Source organism: Mycobacterium sp. ST-F2, from assembly GCF_001905655.1.
Lineage (GTDB): Bacteria > Actinomycetota > Actinomycetes > Mycobacteriales > Mycobacteriaceae > Mycobacterium.
Window position 1 is genome coordinate 49,002 of the sequence record NZ_JMHT01000030.1, and the last position, 18,665, is coordinate 67,666.

Consider the following 18,665-nt stretch of genomic DNA (forward strand, 5'->3'; position numbering starts at 1 on the left):
AACGGAAGGTATGGGTCGATTCCGGTCTGATGTGTGCGGGCTACCGAGCGTAGATTTTGGGCAACGGTGTGATGCTGTCGGTGCGCCTGCCTACCCTCGATAGCGTGGACTATCAAGAGGTCAGTGCGTTGCGGGAGCGGCATCCTGCCTGGCGGCTGCTGCGTGCAGGCAATGCCACGCTCATCCTGTCCTTCCTAGGGGAGTTCTTCGTCGAGGGCAATCGTGGCGCGTGCTCTGCCAGCGAGGTCGCCGGTGCGCTCGATGAGCATCTTTATGCGCTGAATGCCGACGAGGCCCGGTACCCCAAGGAGCCGCGCGCCTATCTGGAAGATTGGGCGGCTACGGAGGCTGGATACCTGCGGCGGTTCTACCCACCAGGCGACGACGAGGTTCACTACGAGGTGACACCGGCATTCGAGAAGTCCTATTCCTGGGTTCTCAATCTGCGGGGGCGGTCCTTCGTCGGCACCGAATCGAGATTGCACACCGTTGTCGAACTACTGCGTCAGATTGTGCACGGAACCGAAGTTCAACCCGAAGTGCGGACGGCTGAATTGCGTCGGCGCAGAGCTGAACTCGATGCGGAGATCGCATCGATTGAAGCGGGCAACGTCCCCATGTTGGACGCCACCGGCGTACGTGACCGCTATCAGCAGTTGTCGGCAACGGCCCGCGAACTGCTGGCGGATTTCCGCGAAGTCGAAGACAATTTCCGGTTGTTGGATCGAGCCGCGCGCGAGAAGATCGCGGCTTGGGAAGGAGCTAAGGGCGAATTGCTCGCGGAGTTGGTTGGTAGCCGCTCGGAGATCGCCGGCTCGGATCAAGGACGCAGCTTTCAAGCGTTCTATGACTTCTTGCTCTCGAACAACGCCAGACAGAGCTGGCCGATCTGCTGGCCAAGGTTACCGCTCTCGACGCGATCGAACCCGATCAGCGGAGCAACAGCGTCAAGGGAATCCACCATGACTGGTCGGAGGCCGCCGACAGGGCGCAGCGCACGGTCCGGCAGATCTCCGAACAGCTGCGACGTTTTCTCGACGATCAAGTCTGGCTGGAGAACCGCCGTGTGTTGGGCCTCGTCCGGGCAGTGGAGACGGCCGCCCTTGAGGTGCGCAGGAACCCGCCGTCCTTCGGTCTCGAGGTCGACGAGCCGGGCATCGAAATCGCACTGCCCTTCGAGCGTCCGCTGTATCAGCCGCCGGTGGCGGTTGCTGTCGAGAGTCAAATAAGCGAAGCCACCGAGCAGGTCGACGCCGCACTATTGTTCGACCAGACGTACATCGACCAGGTACGACTGGCCGAGACTATCCGCGCTGTGCTACCTCGCAATACATCAGCACTGCTATCCGATGTGATCGCTGCTCACCCGATTGAACAGGGTGCGGCCGAGATCGTCGGCTACCTTGCGCTGAACGATGAGGATGTGAGCATCGACATGGATGAGACCGAGGAGACCATTCTGGAATACGTGGACGTTGCCGATTCCGACCTCATCAAGCGCGCCAGACTACCTAAAGTGACGGTGCGACGGCGATGAGTACGGACCGTGATGTCGCGGCCACCATCATCCGGCTAATGCAGGGTGTCGTCTACCGCACCTCCGACGAGGACACCTGGCTGGTCCTAGAACGTCAGGGTGCCGGTGTGCGTGACCATTTCGCCACCATTGGCGTCGACGTCGTTACTGATGAGGCCGAGGGTTACGCATACCTGCGTTCGCGGTCGGAGGAAGAAGGTGTGGAGGCGCTACCGCGTCTGGTGCGCCGGCGGGCGCTCACCTACAACGTCAGCCTGCTGTTAGTCCTGTTGCGCAAACGCCTGGTTGAATTCGAAACCAGTGGTGGTGAGGGAAGATTGGTTCTCAGCACTGACCAGATCGTTGAACTGCTGCGACTGTTCCAAGCGGAATCCACGAACGATGCCCGTGTTGTCGACCGAGCAGAGGCCACAATCAAGAAGGCTGCCGAGCTCGGGTTCCTGCGACAGCTCCGCGGTCAGCGCGATCATTGGGAGGTGCGGCGCATCCTCAAGGCCTACGTCGATGCACAGACCCTAGCCGACTTCGCCGGCAAGCTGCGCGAGTACGCAGGGCTTCCTGTCGGCGATGAGCGAGCGAACCGTGAGTGAAACTCTCTCCGACGCAGTGGAACTCGTTGATGGACAGCGAGCCGGATACCGGCTGCAATACGCCGAAGTCTATAACTGGGGAACCTTCGACGACCACGTATGGCGCTTCACGCCCGGTACCGATACGGCGCTGTTGACCGGTGACATCGGCTCAGGCAAGTCAACGATAGTCGACGCGCTCACGACCTTACTTGTTCCCTCGCACAAGGCCGCCTACAACAAGGCCGCCGGTGCAGACGCCAAGGAACGTACGCTGCGCTCCTACGTCGAGGGTCACTACAAGTCCGAGCGCAACGAGACCACTGGCAAATCCCGCCCAAAAGGCTTGCGTGAGAACAAGCGCACCTACTCGGTGATTCTCGGTGTCTTCCACAATCACGGCTACGACGAGACGGTCACGCTGGCCCAAGTGTTTCAGCAACGCGAGAGTACCGGTCAGCCGTATCGGTTCTTCGTGACCGCGATCAAAGAGCTGTCGGTCGCCGGTGATTTCGCTGATTTTGGTACTGACTTGCGCGCGCTGCGCCGACGCCTGAGGGCGGCAGGCGCGGAAATTTTCGACGAGTTTCCCAAGTACGCGACTTCGTTGCGTCGTCTGCTCGGTATCCGATCGGACCAGGCACTAGAGCTGTTCCATCAGACAGTGTCGATGAAATCCGTTGGCAACCTCAATGATTTCGTCCGTGATCACATGTTGGAACCGAGTGACTCGACTGACCGGGTTCGTGACATCATCGGACACTTCGACGACCTATCCAAGGCTCACGACGCCGTCAAGCGGGCCCGCGAGCAGCTCGAGGCTCTCCAACCTATCGTGGAAACGGCGGCCAAGTACGACGCTGCACTTGCCGAACGCGACGGACTCGATCATGAACGGTCCGCAGTCAGGTCGTACATCGCAGAACTTCGGTCCGGTCTGCTCTTTGCGGAGATCACGCGGCTCGAGGCAGAGGGCGCGGCCCTGTGGGCGCAGCAGGATGCGGCCGAATCGGAGCAGCGACGGCTAAACCACGAACGTGAATCCCTGATCGAACAGCGCGCGAAGGCGGGTGGGGATCGGATCGGAGAGCTGGAACGACTGGCCGCCGAGGCACGCGCTCAAACAGAAGCACGCCAACAGACCAGGGTCCTATTTGATGCCGCCGTCTCTGACGCTGGCCTGGACTCGGTCTCCGACGAGCGGGCGTTCGCCGCGCTGTCAACGTTGGTTGGCGCCGAACGTCCCCGCTTGACCAATCGGAAGCGCGATATGGACACGGCCGTTGTCGACGCGATCGGACGGGAGCGAGAAATTCGACGAAAGTGCGAGGTCCTTACAGGGGAGATCGGCAGCCTGGAACAGCGCACCAACAACCTGCCGCATGAACAAGTGGCCATCCGGGCCGAATTGTGTTCCGCGCTGAATCTGACGCCGGGGGAATTACCTTATGCCGGGGAGCTTCTCGACGTAGACGACGAGCACTCGCAATGGCGAGGCGCTGCCGAACGCGTGCTCCGGGGGTTTGCGCTGTCCCTGCTGGTGCCGCAACGACATTATGACGCTGTCGCCGCATGGGTGAATGGACGCAGTCTCACAGTTGCGGGGCGGGGAGCCAAGTTGGTCTACGAGCGAGTACCGGCGCACCGGGTACGGCTGCAGCCGACGGTCGAGGATGGGCTGCTGCTGGCTGACTGCATCGATGTGCGGGAAGGGCCATTCACGGAATACCTCCGCCACGAGCTGATGAAGCGGGCCAACTTTCGTTGCGCGGCGACACTCGATGAGTTCCGCAATCATCCCCGCGCCGTCACCCGTGAGGGACAAGTGCGCTCGGGTGACCGGCACGAAAAGGACGATCGACACCGCGTCGACGATCCGCGGCGCTGGGTGCTGGGCTGGATCAATGAACGCAAGATTGCCGCGCTGCGCAACGAGTTGACCGAGCTGCAACAGGAGCATTCGGAGGCAACCGATGTTGCTACGCAGTTGGGCGAGCAGAGGGAGGCGCTGCAGCAACGGCTCGATGCGTTCCTGCGCGTCGAGGGGTTCCGCTCGTGGGCCGACCTTGATGTCGACGAGGCTGCGTCGCGTGCCGCGGCACATGACGCCGAACGTGTCCGTTTGCAGTCCGGTTCGTCGCGGTTGGAAGAGATCACCCTGGCGCTGGAACACAATGCTGAGCAGTCCTCTGCCGCAACGAAACTGAGCAGGGAGATCACCGGGCGGCTCGCCACCACGGCGGCGTCCGTGCAGCGCGCGAAGCAAGACCGTGCGCGGGACGACGATTTCGTCGCTGCTCAGCCGGAGCGTCAACTGGAAACCGCCCGGGCGTCGTACCACGCACTCGACGAACGCCTCGGGGAACGCCGGCCCAAACAGGCAGCGCAATGTGCCGAAATCGAGACGACACTGTCAGCGGACCTGCATCGACGCATCGAGCGGCTTTCTGGTCAACTAAGTGGCCACGCGCTGAACCTGACTCAGTACATGAGCGAGGTGCTGCGTCGGTGGCCCGAGCAGCGCGCCGATATGGACGCAACTGTAGCTGCTCGCGGCGACTTCCTCGCGTTTCGTGACCGCGTCGCTACCGACGACTTGCCGCGTTTCGAGAGCGAATTCAAAGAACAGCTGAATAAGAACGCCATCCAAGAACTCGCCGGGTTCAATAACTGGCTGGGGCGGCAGGCGTCAGCCATCGATGAGCGAGTCGACCGGATCAACGATGCGCTCGGCGCAGTGCCATACAACCCGGGCCGCTTCATTCGGTTGGAGAAGGAACCCACCACTAATCAGGATGTCGCACAGTTCCGTTCGGATCTGCGTAGCCTGACCAACGACATGCTGGCTGTCGACGGCGACCAGTACTCGGAGCAGCGGTTCCTGGATGTGAAGAGGATCATCGAGCGGTTCCGTGGGCGGGACGGTTACGCTGAATCGGACAAGAACTGGACCCGCCGGGTAACCGACGTGCGCAACTGGTTCGTCTTCTCGGCCTCCGAACGCGACGTGGAAACAGACGTCGAGTGGGAGCACTACAGCGACTCGGACGGCAAGTCCGGGGGGCAGAAAGAGAAGCTTGCCTACACGATTCTGGCGGCCTCACTGGCCTACCAATTCGGCCTCGAATGGGGAGTCTCACGGTCGCGTGACTTCCGATTCGCGGTGATCGACGAGGCGTTCGGACGCGGTTCGGATGTCTCCACGCGATATGCGCTGGAGTTGTTCGCGACGCTGGGGCTGCAGCTGTTGATTGTTACGCCGCTGCAGAAGGTGCACGTGATCGAGCCGTATGTGAAAGCCATTGGGATCGTGGATAATCCGGGCGGTACATACTCCCGGCTACAGACCATGACAATCGAGGAGTACCGCAGCCGTCGTGACGGATCCTCGGTATGAACGCTGCTTGGACCTCGGCTGAGGATGTAGCCGCACGGGTCAGGCGTCGGTGGGATGACGGGTCGCTACTGCGGAGCTACGCCAACGCCGAGCCGTTCGCGCCGATCGAGGTGCCGCTGCGCGGCCCCACGCTTGCTCAGATCGGTGACGACATCGCTGCCGCGCGTGATTGGGTCGTGGCCTTGGACGGTGGTCGCGGCAACGACGTCCGTTACGCGCTGGAATGGAAGACCGTCGGCGGCAGACAGATTGGTCGCAATGCAGTACCTATCCGCGCGGTGGTTTCTTCGTACGAACAGGCTTGGACGTTGCTTGGCGTGGTGGCGACAGTCCGCCGTTTCGATAGACTGCTGACGCTGACGGCGCAGCATAAGCCTGTCCGTGACTGGATTGCTTCGTACCCGCACCGTGCTCTGTCACTGGTATCGGAGATGCCGCGCTTGGTCGCAGCGTACGAGTGGCTGGACGGTCACAGGCACTCACAGCGATATCTGCGGGAGCTCAGCGCCCCCGGGGTCGATACCAAGTTCGCCGAGCGTTATCGGTCCGATCTGGCTGGAATGCTTGGTGTTTCGTCATCGCCTGGCGGATTTCTGGCTGATTTGGGCCTGCGGGCCAAGCCCAGTCTTCTGCGGTTGCGCCTTTCGTCGTCGTTGGGCCTTCCGGTACCGCTGACTGAGGTTGCAGCACGGACCGACGAACTGGCGCAGTTGGACGTGCAACCGCATGTTGCGCTGATCATCGAGAACGAGATCAGTTATCTCAGCGCTGCGGTACCTCCAAATGGTGTGGTGATCTGGGGCAAGGGTTTCGATGTCGACAATGCCGGGAAGCTGCAGTGGCTGGCCGGTGCAGACGTCATTTACTGGGGTGACATCGACACGCATGGATTCGCGATACTCGATCGTCTGCGGGCCTGGCTGCCAAGCGCGCGCTCGGTGCTGATGGACCGGGAGACCCTGCTGACGCACCGCGATCGTTGGGTGAGTGAGGATCGTCCGGCAAAATCGCTACTCACTCGACTGACTGCTGACGAGTACCGCCTGTACTCCGAGTTGGTCGAAGGGGGGTTGGGGGACGGCGTGCGCCTCGAGCAAGAGCGGGTGGACTGGTCTTGGGTCGAGCAGCGGTTGCGTCTCACGCAGGAGCGCACTGCAGAGTCGTAGGCTCGAAGCTGGGACCTACAGTGCACCGCTGGTGCGTGAGTGGCCGAGTCGCACCGCTTCTGAAGTGCGAAGAGTTGTCGAACGGCATCTTTCGCGAATGTTGTCGAGCGGCTACAATCTGTGATGTTGTCGAACGACTACATGAGGTGTCGAAATGCAAGTCAAGACGATGGGTGATCTTGGTGCGCTCGTTCGTTCGGCGCGTACCGCCCGCGGGATGACGCAGGCCGATCTTGCGGCGCAACTGCACACGAGCCGAGATTGGGTAATTCGTTTGGAGAAAGGGCACCCGCGGCTCGAAGCGCAACGGGTTCTCGACGCTCTGCGTGTCGTTGGTATTGACCTCCACGCCGCTGTTTCCGGGACACCGTTGAAAGCTCCTTCGAAATCGCAACGGCAAGTTCCCCGTGACCCGTTTGACGCGCTCTTCGGCCCGAAGAAGGCGTAGTGGCGACTCGAACGTTACGCGTGTACCTTGACGGAACTCCTATCGGAACGGCCGCGCAATCGTCGCAGGGCGCGCTGAGTTTCAGCTACGACGACGAGTACCTCGAACAAGGTGATCCGACGCCGTTGTCGTTGTCGTTGCCGGTCCTGTCAAAGCGGCACCGGGACAAGGCGGTCCGCGCATATCTTGAGGGCCTGCTGCCTGACAGCGAAGGAGCGCGACAGCGATGGGGACGCGAGTACAACGTGTCGCCGAACAATCCGTTCTCGTTGCTCGCGCATGTCGGTCGCGATGCGGCCGGCGCAGTTCAGATTCTTCCGTCTGATCTCGACCCGGCCGATGCGCGTGATCGAACCGGTGACATCGACTGGCTCAGAGATACCGACTTCGCCGAGCTGGTGCGTGACCTCGCTACCCATCAATCCGACTGGGACCCAGGGAGATTCGGGGGGCGCTGGAGTCTTGCCGGCGCCCAACCAAAAGCAGCGCTGTTCCGTGACCCGGCGTCAGGGCGATTCGGTATCCCGCGTGACGCCACGCCGACGACCGTGATCGTCAAGCCTGCGATCGCTGGTTATGCCCGTCACCACATCAACGAGGCGCTGTGTCTGAGCGCCGCCGGTGAGGCTGGTCTACTTGCGGCTGGATCCGAGGTAGTCGAGATCGCTGACGTTCAGGTACTGATCTCGATGCGCTACGACCGGCTTCATGACGGGACCGCGTGGCGCCGGGTCCATCAAGAGGACATGTGCCAGGCATTGTCGGTACACCCCAGCTTGAAGTACCAGTCCGACGGAGGGCCGGGCGTGGGCAAGATCGCGGATCTACTCGCCAGGCTCCCGATCGAGGACCGCGAGGTCAATGCCGAGCGCTTCTTCAAAGCTCTGGCATACAACGTGCTGATCGGCGGAACGGACGCTCACGCTAAGAACTACTCGCTGGTCCTCATTGGCGCGCGGGCGCAGGTATCGCCCCTGTATGACGTAGCGTCGGCGGCACCGTACGACCAGCATCAGCGGCTGCTGTCATCGATGAAAATCGGTGACCACTGGAAGATGCTTGACGTTACGAATTCTGATTGGCGCACGGTAGGCCGTCGACTCGGGCTCTCCGGGGACCGGGCCGTGGCTTGGGTTGATGAACTTCGAAAGCAACTTCCTGGTGCGTTCGAGCGGGCGGTTGCTTCGCTGCCGGTGAGTGCGCAGGCAGAGGCAAAACGCATGGGGGACCGGATTGTTGAGCATATTGCTGGAACCTGGAGGCCGAGCTTGAGTAGTTGAGTGCGACGTCCTCGACAGGCCGGACAAGTTTGGACCCTGCGAGACGCAGTCTGTGGCGCGGGTACCGCTCGACTCATGCGCCAGGGCTCTGGTGAGCCCTTACGCACTGGGGCTGACGGTCCTGCCGAGGAACGCCAGCAACTTGGTGGTGCGCGACGCGCCCGCCGGCGCGGGCTGCTCCGGACCGAACGCGCCCGGGCGCCGGAGCATCTGCGCCGGCACCGAGTGGACCAGCCCCTCGGACAGGGTGAGCAGGTCGTCGGGCAGCTCGATCGACTCGCCCAGCGACTGGCGTAGATCCCAGGTGTGCAGGGCCAGATCGGCAATCGGGAACAGCAGCGCGCGGCGCAGCGGAACCTCGCCTTGCGGGGACTTGCGCGGGGCATCGAGATCCGCGGTGGGTAGCGCGTCGCGCAGCCGAATTGCCAACGCGCTCAGTTGATCGGCGGGGTTGCCGTACATCCAGTCCGACGGTGCGGAAGGGCCGTCCCAGAGCTCGCCGTCTTCGGCGAGCACGATGATTCGGGTGGCGCTGCCGGTCGCGTGCGCGACCAACTCGCGCACGGTCCAGTCCTGCAGGATCGACGGATCGTCCCAGCGGTCGGCGGGAACGTCACGGACGGCGGCGGTGAGCAGGTCGAGGGCCTCGACAGCCAACACGCCAAGCTCGGGAGTCGTGTCTTCGCTCATAAGGGCCACGGTACGAGCAGGCACCGACATCGGTCGACGGATCGGGCCAGCCGGTTCGCTAATTGGCCTGCTGCGGCCCCGTCCCCGTACCCTTCCACGGTGACCGCGATCGATCCTGACCAGCTCAGCACCTGCCTGAAGGTGCTGTCTGAGGTGAGCGCGCTGCCGCCCGAGCATCCCGACGCCATTGCCGTACGCCAGGCCACCGCCAAGATGTTCAAGGAATTGAAGAAGGAGCGCCGCGCCGCCGCACGCGACCGGGTGGCGGCCGCTGATCGCGCCGTCATCGCCGCGACCGCCACGGGCGCGCCGGGACGGATCGACGACGAAACGCAGGGATTACCACTGGTGTCCACCGCGGTCGGCGCCACCGCAGGGACGCTGCTGCGATCCCAGCACTGCTACATCTGCAAGAACCACTTCACGGTGGTCGATGCCTTCTACCACCAGCTGTGTCCCGAATGCGCCGCCTTCAACCGGGCCAAGCGGGACGCCCGCACCGACCTGACCGGGCGTACCGCGCTGCTCACGGGTGGGCGCGCCAAGATCGGCATGTACATCGCGCTGCGTCTGCTGCGCGACGGCGCACACACCACGATCACCACCCGGTTCCCCAACGACGCGGTGCGCCGCTTCGCCGCGATGGAGGACAGCGCCGACTGGTTGCACCGGCTGCGGGTGGTGGGGATCGACCTGCGTGACCCGGCCCAGGTGGTCGCGTTGGCCGACGAGGTGGCCGCGCAGGGGCCGCTGGACATTCTGATCAACAATGCGGCGCAGACAGTGCGTCGCCCGCCGGGCTCGTACGCCGCGCTGGTGGAGGCCGAGCGCACGCCGCCACCCGAGCTGGTGGACGTCATCACCTTCGACCACGTCAGCGACGCGCATCCGCATGCCCTGGCTGGGAGTCTCGGCGAGCACCCCGCCCCACACGCCCTGACATCGCTTGCGCTGCAAGCCCGTAGCGCGTCACCGGAGCGGATTGCCGCCGGCCTCGCGATCGACGCGGGCGGGCTGCTGCCTGACACCGCGTCCGTCAACAGCTGGACTCAACGGGTGCACGAGGTCGACGCGATGGAGCTGCTCGAGGTGCAGCTGTGCAACCAGACGGCGCCGTTCATTCTGGTCAGCCGGCTGCGCCCGGCTCTCGCCGCCTCGCCCGCGCGGCGCAAGTACGTGGTGAACGTGTCCGCGATGGAGGGCCAGTTCAGCCGCGGCTACAAGGGACCCGGGCATCCGCACACCAACATGGCCAAGGCTGCGCTGAACATGCTGACCCGCACGAGCGCGGGAGAGATGCTGGAGCAGGACGGCATTCTCATGACCGCCGTCGACACCGGGTGGATCACCGACGAACGCCCGCACCCCACCAAGCTGCGGCTCGCCGAGGAAGGCTTCCACGCACCGCTGGATCTCGTGGATGGTGCTGCGCGCGTGTATGACCCGATTGTGCGCGGGGAATTGGGCGAGGATCTCTACGGGTGCTTCTTGAAGGATTACGCGAAGAGTCCTTGGTAGGGATACCCGTTGGGCCGAGCGCTGCTCACCCCGCGATCGGGCGGCGCACATCCAGCTGGGCAAGGTCGGCGGCGATACGCCCGGCTGACCATCCGGCGCCGTCGGATGCCGACATCACGCGGGGGATCGTCGATGGGAAGAGCCGGTCGGTGAGGTCATCGGTTGCCTGGCTGCGCGCTGCCAGCACCGGAAGGAGCCTGTCGAGGTCCAGTTCGGTGGCCGCCGTCGTCGAGGTGGCGGTGAGGCGTTCACCGATGCGTGCGGCGTACGAGAGGAGAAATGACTGGCGGAACGAGCGGGTCCGGGCCTGCGCGCCGGTGGTTGTGCGGCCCACCGCCAGCATCGCACGGTTGGCCTGGACCAAGAGCGAAGTCGAAAGCAGCTCAACGAATTCCAGGTCGCAGTCGGCACCGATGACGGCGACGAATCCGACCTTCTCCGCGCACACGATGCGACACCGGTTGGCCGTAGCCACGGCCTGCACCAATGCCGACTTGGCGATGACGTAGGGATTGTCGATCCAGATTCGGCGAGCGGTCGCCTCGGCTGCGCGACCGCGCTCGTGGTCGCGGATCGCGTGGTGCAGCGAGTATCTGCTCATCAGTTCTTGCGCCTTGGCCGACAGGGTTTCGGCTTCTTCGGGAAAGTTGGTGGCCTCAGCCTTGGCCAGCAGCGCGCGCACCCGGCTGAGCGCTTTGGCGTCGGCCGTGTTCGGCTCGATCGCGCCATGCTGGTGCTCGCCGGGCAACGGCAGCAACGGTTGGAGTTTCGGGAGGGTTCCCAGGAACCGCAGCACCTTGAGCATGACGGTCAACGCCGCGTGATGGTCGATGGCGTTCCTGTCCGCCCAGTCCCGTAGCTGCCAAGCGCCGGGCACGACTGTCGCGGGCAACGCGGCGAGTTCGGCGCGCCATCGGGGATGCAGGGTGGAGACGGGATACTGCCGGGACTCGCGAACGACGGCCTCGGCGAGATAGCCGGCTGCTGACGTGTCGAGGCGGCGGCGGGCGAACTCGTGCAGATCGTTGGGTGACCACCCCACTCGCCACGCGACGCCGATCGCGTCGGTCAGCGCCGCTTCGGAGGCAATGTCGAGATCATTTGCCCGACTGGGGAATTCGTTCAGTAGCTCGGCGGCGTGGAAGTCCGCGTCGTGGGCGGGGCAGTGCGCTGAGTTATACAGGGCAGCGGTGAGGTGGTCGAGGATGGCGGCCCGGTCGTACCCGGGATCGGTGCTCCGGCGTTCTCGCCGGGGCGATGTGCGGCGGCGGTCCTGGTGCTTGGTGGTGCGCTTCTGGCGGTTACGGCGGCTCATGCCGGGAGTCTGGCGCAACGGTCCGACAAGTAGCCGCGACTATCACCCACACCGCCGCGGTGCGGTTCAGTGCAACCGGGCCGCGTCGCCGGCGCGGCGCAGGCACGTGGTGAAACGCTGGAGCTGGGGGATGGTGCTGAGCGCGGGTATGGACGGACACGACCGGACCAACGTGCCCGCATGCGGCGGCGTGACGCCCTACGCTGCGAATCATGTCGATCGACCGTGTTGGGCTTGTCGTCGGTGGTCTCCGCCTCGCGTCGGGGGTTTCGTTCCTGGTCGCTCCGGCTCGGGCGAACCGGCTCTGGGGTGACCCCGAGAAGCCGACCGGATCCACGTGGTTGCTGCTGCACTCGATGGGTTACCGCGATGCGCTGATCGGCGGGATGCTCGCTGCGACGGCGCTGCGGGGCCGGGACACGCGAGGCTGGTTCCTGGCCTCGGGTGGTGCTGATGCGGCAGATCTGTTGGGCAGCATGGGTGTTCATCACGAGATGAGGCCGTCGCAGAAGTACATCGGGCTCGGCGGCGCCGTCGCGGGGATCGGTGTGGGCTTGTGGGGTGCGTCGCGGCGGCGGTCTCGTGGAGCCGCCGCTACTGCCTGATCGGGGGTGAGCGCGCGTTATGCGGCCATCCGCGCCGCGGTGGCCGCGGCGATCTGGTTGAGGTGGTTTGTGGCGACTTGCACCGAGCTCTGGTGGGGGAGTGCGTCGACGTACTCGTAGGTGATGTGCGGCAGGGTCGGCGGGTTGGTCGCGTAGAAGGCGACGGCCCGGTCGATGGCTTCGACGAGCGCCGGGCCGCCCACGATCGGGTCGGTGACGAACGCCAGCACCTGCTGGGCGAGGCTGCCCTGGCCGGTGAGGCCGGCGATCAGCGCGACGGCGGCGTTGATGCTGATGCCGAGCTGGACGGCGGCCTTGTAGACGGCGGTGATGTCTCGGCCGGCCTGGTTGTTGGGGGTGGTGGTGTAGAGGTCGCCGGGATTGGCGAAGTCCCACCAGGTGTCAATACCGTTGCTGTCCTTGGGGATTTGTGCGGCGGTCAGGTTGGTGACGGCGATGCCGCGGCCGCCCGGATCGGTGCCGCCGGGGAAGGTGTGGCCGGTCAGGCGCCAGGGGTTGCCGAAGGTGTAGCCGCCGATCAGGTTGGGCCGGGCCCATTGCAGGCTGCCGGTCATGATCTCGGCGAGGACCCGCGATGCGGCCTCGGCGCCCTGGCTGTAGCCGCCGAGGGCGAAGGTCTGCTTCGGGTAGTTGTTGATCCACCCGATCGCATTGGTGACCGCGATCCGCACCGACTCGGCGTAGCTGGGGGAGAGCGGCGCGCCGGGCGGGATGGGACCGAACGTCCAGGGGGCCTGGATGGGGACTTCGAAGACGAGGTCGGGGTCGGCGGCGCGGACCACGTCGGAGGGATAGCCGGTGCCGGGGGCGGCCCACGTGCCGGCAAACGTCAGGACGGCGTGGCGGACGTGGTAAACGCCGGAGATGTTGGCGGCGATATCACTGAAAGTGGTCATCGCTCAGCTCATTTCGCGGTGGTGGGGAGTCCGTTTGCCTTGCGCCACTGGATGGCGAACTCCATGAGTTCGATGAGCACGTCACCGCTGTCGCGGGTGATGCCGTCGCTGAAGGTGTGCACCCAGGCGATCTGCTCGGCGGTGGTCACCTGCTGTTCGAAGGCGTCGAAGGTGCCCTGGTAGTTCTGGCCGTTGTGGGTGGAGTTCCATGGGCCGCGGTTGGGGTCGTCGACGATGTCGCCGATGTTGCGGGGATGGCGGGCCAGGACGCGGCGCCAGGGTTGCGGCATGCCGTTGGCGGTAACGCCGGAGATGTCGGTCTGGAGCGATTGTGCATCAGCCATGGTTGGGCCTCCTGGTTGGTATGGGTCGGCTGGTCGGCCCGACGCGGCGCTGCGGCGGGCTGGAAGGGCTTGTTGGCGCGGGCTTTTGCGATGCGAGGGGCTGACGGTCGCCGGTTGGTGTGCCCGGGATCGTGGTGTGCGCCGCCTCGTCTGTCGCCATCGTGTCGTCCGTCCTGACGGTGATGTCTATTTCCACAGTAGGCCCGTATGGGTAGGTGGTCGAACTTGTCGGTGGTGGGTGCGACGATGTGCGACTCACTCAAATTGGAAGGAAGACATGAAGAATTTGTTGGTGGCAGCGATGACGGTCGGGGTGGCTGTGGCGTTGAGCCCCGTTGTCTCTGCGGAACCCTCGTGGACGATGCCGAATCTGGTCGGGATGGATCTGCAGGGCGCTCAGGACGCGATCCAGTCGCTGACCAAGGGTGCGGTGTGGTTCAGCGGGTCGACGGATCTGACAGGCAAGGGACGAGCGCAGATCATTGACCGGAACTGGCACGTGTGTACGTCGACACCGGCGGCGGGGGCGACGATCACGACGAGTACTGCGGTCAGGTTTGGGGTGGTGCGGGATACGGAGAAGTGTCCGTGAGTCGGTTCGTCGTCAAAACAGCGCTTGTATGCGTTCGATGCTGACGCCCACTTGATCAGCCAGGCTCACCACGTGTGCTGGTGGGGCGTCGAATGAATATGTGTCGCCGCGTGGAGGTCCTTCGCTTAGAAGCGAACTTGGCGTACTCAAAGATGAGGGGAGGCGGGACACTCGCCAGCAGGTGTTCTCCGCAACTGCGAGGGTCGTGTTGTGACGGAGCAGAACGCATTTTCCTCGGTCGGTCTGAACGAAGACACCGCAGGTCTTCTCATACTCACCGATCACCGTTGCGATCTTGGCGGCCACCAAACGCGGGTTGGCTTGTGCTGCTGAAACGAGCCATAGCCCATCGTCGAACTCGACGTTCCAACCCTTTTCAGCTACAGCGTCGTCAACGGCGGTTCGAGCGGCGGCGTTGGAATCGTGTATGTAGTCTTGCGCCAGCTCAATCACCGCCTCGACGCCTGCAAGTCCCGCAACTCGGCTGTAACCCTCGGCGGGCCGATAGAGATACTGCTCGCTGAGTTCGATCTCAGCCATGGCGGCGTACAGGCTTGCAGTCTCCCAAGCCTTTTTGAAAATCAGGTCTCGCTCGCGACCGCCATGTAGGGAAGCATCTTGGGCGAGTAGAGCGAGTCCAACGGCAGTGAGCGAACCAAGAAAGTCAAGCGCACGATCTGGTATCGCTTCGTCCGCGGTAGGCGGGAGCGCGGCAATCGCATCAGCCAGCGGTGCTCGCCATTGCTCGTCGTCTGGGCCCCACACTCCGGCTGCGAGGAGGTCCAAGACAAGTTGAAGGACGAGCATCCGGAGTTCGAGGCTGGGGCGTGGAGTGTCCCGCGACTTTGCGGCGAGTTTGATTGCGAAGCGTCGCATCTTTTGTCGCATGGCGACCGGCACGACTGGTGGCGGCCGCCCTCCGGACTCCTCGTCATCGGCGATCGGATCGACAGACTGGGGATCTTCGTCCTCGGCAATGTCTTCCGAACCACCAGCGAGATCAATGTCCCACTGTTGCAGCCGTGACGGAGTAGGCGCTCTTGTTACAGAGGCGAAAGGGAACAACGAGACGGTAAAGGTCGGGCCTATAGTCGCTTCGGTTCCTTGGAGCCACAGAGTCCATCTGTCGGTGCCGGATGTACGGGCAGAATGCTGACGAGCTGGGCGAGAAATGTCCGGCTGGCTGCGTTGGCTCGCATTCTCGGCGAGCAGCCGAAGGAGATCGGTTTCAAAGCGTCTCTGCAACTTCTCGTCACCAAAGAAATCCCCAAATTGCTGCTTCAACCGAGGCGCAGATGAATTCACCTGTCGCGGAAGGCATCGTGTCGTATCGGTAAGGAAGACAGCGGGGGACGTGTAGGGGTGCTTCGGATCGTCGATTACGGCGCGCACTGCCGCACCCATTTGCTCTGGTGCTTGAAACCGCTCCACAACAACGTCGCTGACGCTTGTGTCGTCGGGCCGGACGACATGGCACTGCTGCCATGTACCCGGGCCACCATTGGGCGACGTCTCAATCACGATGCGAACCGACGAATCCATGATCAACTCAACAGTGATGCCCTCTGGTTCCCGGCGTGCACCGAGGAGCGTTACCGGTGGGCTCTGCCGGCGCTCCTCTGTCGCGGACAGATTCGAGCGCTGCCGAATGGTCTCTACAGCTACATTTGTGCCCTCGGGTAGCAGCGTCTGGTCGACTGGAAAGCTCACCGCCAGCTCGCAATTGCCGCCTCTCTCCGTGCTGGAAAGGAGTGCTGCATAGCTCAGGTTCGGGCTTCCGATCAGCGCGGTCGGCTTGCCGTCGACCGTCCATTCCACCAACTTCCCATGTCTCACGCGTCCGTCAGAATCAGAAAGATCGCGAAACATTGCCCCGGGAATGTGCGCGGTCACGGCGGCGAGGCTGGCTCCGTCATAGCTGCCCAACCTCGGTTGTACGCCGACGATTAATTCCTTGGGGTTGAACCGTGTAACAAGCTCACGGACTGCGGCTGACGCGTGGTCGAAGAATGGCGCACTGAGCGCTAGCGAGTTCACCTCGACAGCTGGCAATTGGTCGATTATCGGTGTATCGAGATTCCCCAGGATTCGCAGTGCGGGCACCGAACCGTCCGTGAACTCGGGTGTGACCATGTCTGCGATCTCGGCGACGGTGGATGCAATCCAAGTGGGCATCTTGACGTGGGTGTGAAGGTGCCGCAGCCAATCTGCGAGCGCAGACAGTGCGGCAGGGCCTGCCTTTCGACTTGCCTTCAGAACCAGCCAGAGTTCGTCGTTATGGCCCCAGCCGGATGTTGTCGGATTTCCGGATCCGATCGCGACCCAGACGTCGTCCTCCCCGATAAGGACCACGAGCTTGGGATGGAACGCTCCGCGGCACACTACATTCGCATGCTGGTAGGACGTTCCAGCGAGGCGCACATCGGCGGTGTCGTGAACAGACTGGTGGGCATCGGCGAGCACAGTTATCCGTGCGCCCAACCCGCGAGCTAGTGACACGCAACGCTTCTCGAAGAAGACAAGGTCCAGGGTGTATCCGGTGATTAGTACTTCGAGCAGCCTCGCGGTGTCGGCTCGTTGTTGCCACTGGCGGATTAACGTCAATGGGGATTGAAAGTCGAAGCGGACGTGTGTCATTCGGGAAGTCCTAGGAGCGCACAGCCGATGGCGGTTAGCTTTGGAGCGCCGTTCGTCTCGGTGAACACGCCGACTTGCGTACAGACCTGGCCTAATTGGTATGCGCGTACCCCGATGTTTCCGGCACTTTCGCGGCTCTCGGCGAACCAACGCCCTTCTCGCTCATGGAGTTTCGTTGGCAGGATCATCTGGCCGCTGTTTTCGATGCGCATTTTTCGAAGTGAAACTCGATGTGATTGGGCGAGCATGTCGTCGACGAGTGCGCACGCGAAGTCGCCGAGCGAGCGGGACTGGTATTCAGTGTGTTGTCCCCGCACCCAGTGTGGGTCTAGGTAGACACGACGCTGAGCTGAACCGCCTAAGAACGAGGCAAGCACCTCGCCGTCCAGGTAGTCGAGGCGAAGCCCGCCAAGGAGCAGGATCCCGATTGACGCTTTCACCCCGGAGTACTGCTCACCGACTGCCTCCTCCGCCGCGGCAGGATGGCCGTTCGCTTGGACGGGTGGCAGGCCTTCGACGAAAGAGCCGACCGTGCCATTCCCGACCTGGCTCCGGGCCCACTCGTGAAGTTGTTCGCGACTGACCGGGTCGGCAGCGGAAATCACCTCGTCGACAAGTGCCGACCACAACGCACGCCAGGCTCCGACCGAATGATGTCGAAGTAGCGTTCCGCGCCATGCCTCGGACTGGCGTCGTTCCGCCACGAACACCGGGTCGTTGTCGATGTGATCTCCATATGCCACGCCGTCAGCCAGTGTGAAACGCCAACCCTTGGGGTTGGGGCACACTTGAGCCGATCTTCCGAGTATCCGCAATGTTGATCGCCGCATCCGGTCGGCGGGCAACCAGTCATCGGCGTTGTGAACACCGCTGTTGGTGCTACACAGCAGTTCTCGGAGCGGCTCGATGTCCGGCGATATGTCGTCCACGACTGTCAGGTCAAAGTAGGCTGCGACGTCTTCGGCCCGGGGGGCGCGAGCCACGGACATGGAAAGCAAAGCCTCGTACATCTGCTTGATGGTGTCGGGACATGACCTCGACCCCCGCCGGATTGCATTGCCCTCCGCCGCAGCGATCTTGAGGGTGAGCGCTGACCCTCGATACTGGGACCAATAGCCCCACGACCGGGTGGAGTACGAGCCAGCCCCGACGTCGGCGAGGCCATCCCCTCTACCTTTCTGAAGTAGGCGGCTGACTGTGTCAGCGCCGTGCATTTTTTGAGTGCCGGTCGTCTCGCTGGCTTGTGACTGCGCAGCGGAAGCCCAGGCCATAGCAACCTCAGCATTTCGGACCAGCGTTCGGCTGGCAGTGGCATCCAAGTCGCGCGTTGCGGCAACGTCTGCGAGCGCCCAGTAGAAGGAGAAGTAACGGGCGATGGTCGTCAGCGTCGTAACTCCCGGCACTAGCAAGCTCACCTGGGCCAGCACGGGTTGCTCGACTGCGAGCGGGTAAACACCACTTCGGGTGCTCAAGCCCGGTGCGCACCACGCCGGCCCTTCCACTGTTGCGACGTTCAAGGTTGTCTCCCCCCACTGCACACCCGGTCGCTCAGCATCGTCGCATTTCAGGACAGCGGACTTGTAGAGTTTCGTAGTCCTGAACGCACGGGTAGCTAGTCGCCTTCGCGGTAGTCACGGGGCATGTCGCACG

The 18,665-nt window shown here is 63.4% G+C and carries 14 protein-coding genes and 1 pseudogene; 9 read left to right on the forward strand and 6 right to left on the reverse strand.

Annotated elements, in window-relative coordinates; genetic code table 11:
• Positions 1 to 71 precede the first annotated feature (71 nt).
• From EB75_RS12690 to EB75_RS12715, 6 genes and pseudogenes are all read left to right on the forward strand, one after another.
• Positions 72 to 1,537, forward strand: a pseudogene (locus EB75_RS12690) (DUF3375 domain-containing protein).
• Positions 1,534 to 2,127, forward strand: a complete 594-nt coding sequence (locus EB75_RS12695; RefSeq protein ID WP_064857931.1) for a DUF4194 domain-containing protein — start codon at positions 1,534 to 1,536, stop codon at positions 2,125 to 2,127. The pseudogene EB75_RS12690 and the gene EB75_RS12695 overlap by 4 nt, the downstream one beginning before the upstream one ends.
• Positions 2,120 to 5,503, forward strand: a complete 3,384-nt coding sequence (locus tag EB75_RS12700; RefSeq protein ID WP_073695761.1) for an ATP-binding protein — start codon at positions 2,120 to 2,122, stop codon at positions 5,501 to 5,503. Before EB75_RS12695 ends, EB75_RS12700 begins: the two co-directional genes overlap by 8 nt.
• On the forward strand, positions 5,500 to 6,669 hold the full coding sequence (locus EB75_RS12705; protein ID WP_073695740.1) for a Wadjet anti-phage system protein JetD domain-containing protein: 1,170 nt from the start codon (positions 5,500 to 5,502) through the stop codon (positions 6,667 to 6,669). Before EB75_RS12700 ends, EB75_RS12705 begins: the two co-directional genes overlap by 4 nt.
• A gap of 154 nt (positions 6,670 to 6,823) precedes the next feature.
• Positions 6,824 to 7,117 carry a helix-turn-helix domain-containing protein gene (locus EB75_RS12710; protein ID WP_073695741.1) on the forward strand — a complete coding sequence of 98 codons (294 nt, stop codon included), beginning with the start codon at positions 6,824 to 6,826 and terminating at the stop codon, positions 7,115 to 7,117.
• The gene (locus tag EB75_RS12715) at positions 7,117 to 8,397 is read left to right on the forward strand and encodes a type II toxin-antitoxin system HipA family toxin (RefSeq protein WP_064857932.1); all 1,281 of its coding nucleotides are present in this window, start codon (positions 7,117 to 7,119) and stop codon (positions 8,395 to 8,397) included. The genes EB75_RS12710 and EB75_RS12715 overlap by 1 nt, the downstream gene beginning before the upstream one ends.
• A gap of 99 nt (positions 8,398 to 8,496) precedes the next feature.
• Here the strand turns inward: EB75_RS12715 and EB75_RS12720 are convergent, their stop codons facing one another.
• Positions 8,497 to 9,087, reverse strand: coding sequence for a TIGR03086 family metal-binding protein (locus EB75_RS12720; RefSeq protein WP_073695742.1), 591 nt, complete (start codon positions 9,085 to 9,087; stop codon positions 8,497 to 8,499).
• 99 nt (positions 9,088 to 9,186) lie between these two features.
• On the opposite strand from EB75_RS12720, the gene EB75_RS12725 reads away from it, so the two are divergent.
• Positions 9,187 to 10,605, forward strand: coding sequence for an SDR family NAD(P)-dependent oxidoreductase (locus tag EB75_RS12725; protein WP_073695743.1), 1,419 nt, complete (start codon positions 9,187 to 9,189; stop codon positions 10,603 to 10,605).
• Between the two features lie 25 nt (positions 10,606 to 10,630).
• On the opposite strand, the gene EB75_RS12730 is transcribed toward EB75_RS12725, so the two are convergent.
• A complete protein-coding gene (locus tag EB75_RS12730; protein ID WP_073695744.1) occupies positions 10,631 to 11,920 on the reverse strand; it encodes a DUF2786 domain-containing protein in 1,290 nt (429 codons plus the stop codon).
• A 212-nt stretch (positions 11,921 to 12,132) separates the two neighbouring features.
• Between EB75_RS12730 and EB75_RS12735 the strand changes: the two genes are divergently transcribed.
• Positions 12,133 to 12,525: a DUF4267 domain-containing protein gene (locus EB75_RS12735; RefSeq protein WP_073695745.1), complete on the forward strand. Its 393-nt coding sequence runs from the start codon at positions 12,133 to 12,135 to the stop codon at positions 12,523 to 12,525.
• 17 nt (positions 12,526 to 12,542) lie between these two features.
• Here the strand turns inward: EB75_RS12735 and EB75_RS12740 are convergent, their stop codons facing one another.
• Together EB75_RS12740 and EB75_RS12745 are read right to left on the reverse strand one after the other, a co-directional pair.
• Complete coding sequence (locus EB75_RS12740) at positions 12,543 to 13,442, reverse strand: hypothetical protein (RefSeq protein WP_073695746.1); 900 nt, start codon at positions 13,440 to 13,442, stop codon at positions 12,543 to 12,545.
• 8 nt (positions 13,443 to 13,450) lie between these two features.
• Positions 13,451 to 13,786, reverse strand: a complete 336-nt coding sequence (locus EB75_RS12745) for a hypothetical protein (protein WP_073695747.1) — start codon at positions 13,784 to 13,786, stop codon at positions 13,451 to 13,453.
• Between the two features lie 277 nt (positions 13,787 to 14,063).
• Between EB75_RS12745 and EB75_RS12750 the strand changes: the two genes are divergently transcribed.
• Positions 14,064 to 14,378 carry a hypothetical protein gene (locus EB75_RS12750; RefSeq protein ID WP_073695748.1) on the forward strand — a complete coding sequence of 105 codons (315 nt, stop codon included), beginning with the start codon at positions 14,064 to 14,066 and terminating at the stop codon, positions 14,376 to 14,378.
• Between the two features lie 12 nt (positions 14,379 to 14,390).
• On the opposite strand, the gene EB75_RS12755 is transcribed toward EB75_RS12750, so the two are convergent.
• Both EB75_RS12755 and EB75_RS12760 read right to left on the reverse strand, forming a co-directional pair.
• Positions 14,391 to 17,015, reverse strand: coding sequence for a phospholipase D-like domain-containing protein (locus EB75_RS12755; RefSeq protein WP_073695749.1), 2,625 nt, complete (start codon positions 17,013 to 17,015; stop codon positions 14,391 to 14,393).
• On the reverse strand, positions 17,012 to 18,532 hold the full coding sequence (locus EB75_RS12760; RefSeq protein WP_142239574.1) for a hypothetical protein: 1,521 nt from the start codon (positions 18,530 to 18,532) through the stop codon (positions 17,012 to 17,014). Before EB75_RS12760 ends, EB75_RS12755 begins: the two co-directional genes overlap by 4 nt.
• Positions 18,533 to 18,665: the final 133 nt, after the last annotated feature.

What these genes read in the sequence shown, in the direction of transcription:
- EB75_RS12705 (WP_073695740.1), top strand. Translation starts at nt 5,500, where the DNA reads ATGAACGCTGCTTGGACCTCGGCTGAGGATGTAGCCGCACGGGTCAGG.
- EB75_RS12745 (WP_073695747.1), bottom strand. Translation starts at nt 13,786, where the DNA reads ATGGCTGATGCACAATCGCTCCAGACCGACATCTCCGGCGTTACCGCC.
- EB75_RS12710 (WP_073695741.1), top strand. Translation starts at nt 6,824, where the DNA reads ATGCAAGTCAAGACGATGGGTGATCTTGGTGCGCTCGTTCGTTCGGCG.
- EB75_RS12740 (WP_073695746.1), bottom strand. Translation starts at nt 13,442, where the DNA reads ATGACCACTTTCAGTGATATCGCCGCCAACATCTCCGGCGTTTACCAC.
- EB75_RS12755 (WP_073695749.1), bottom strand. Translation starts at nt 17,015, where the DNA reads ATGACACACGTCCGCTTCGACTTTCAATCCCCATTGACGTTAATCCGC.
- EB75_RS12720 (WP_073695742.1), bottom strand. Translation starts at nt 9,087, where the DNA reads ATGAGCGAAGACACGACTCCCGAGCTTGGCGTGTTGGCTGTCGAGGCC.
- EB75_RS12750 (WP_073695748.1), top strand. Translation starts at nt 14,064, where the DNA reads ATGAAGAATTTGTTGGTGGCAGCGATGACGGTCGGGGTGGCTGTGGCG.
- EB75_RS12730 (WP_073695744.1), bottom strand. Translation starts at nt 11,920, where the DNA reads ATGAGCCGCCGTAACCGCCAGAAGCGCACCACCAAGCACCAGGACCGC.
- EB75_RS12735 (WP_073695745.1), top strand. Translation starts at nt 12,133, where the DNA reads ATGTCGATCGACCGTGTTGGGCTTGTCGTCGGTGGTCTCCGCCTCGCG.
- EB75_RS12695 (WP_064857931.1), top strand. Translation starts at nt 1,534, where the DNA reads ATGAGTACGGACCGTGATGTCGCGGCCACCATCATCCGGCTAATGCAG.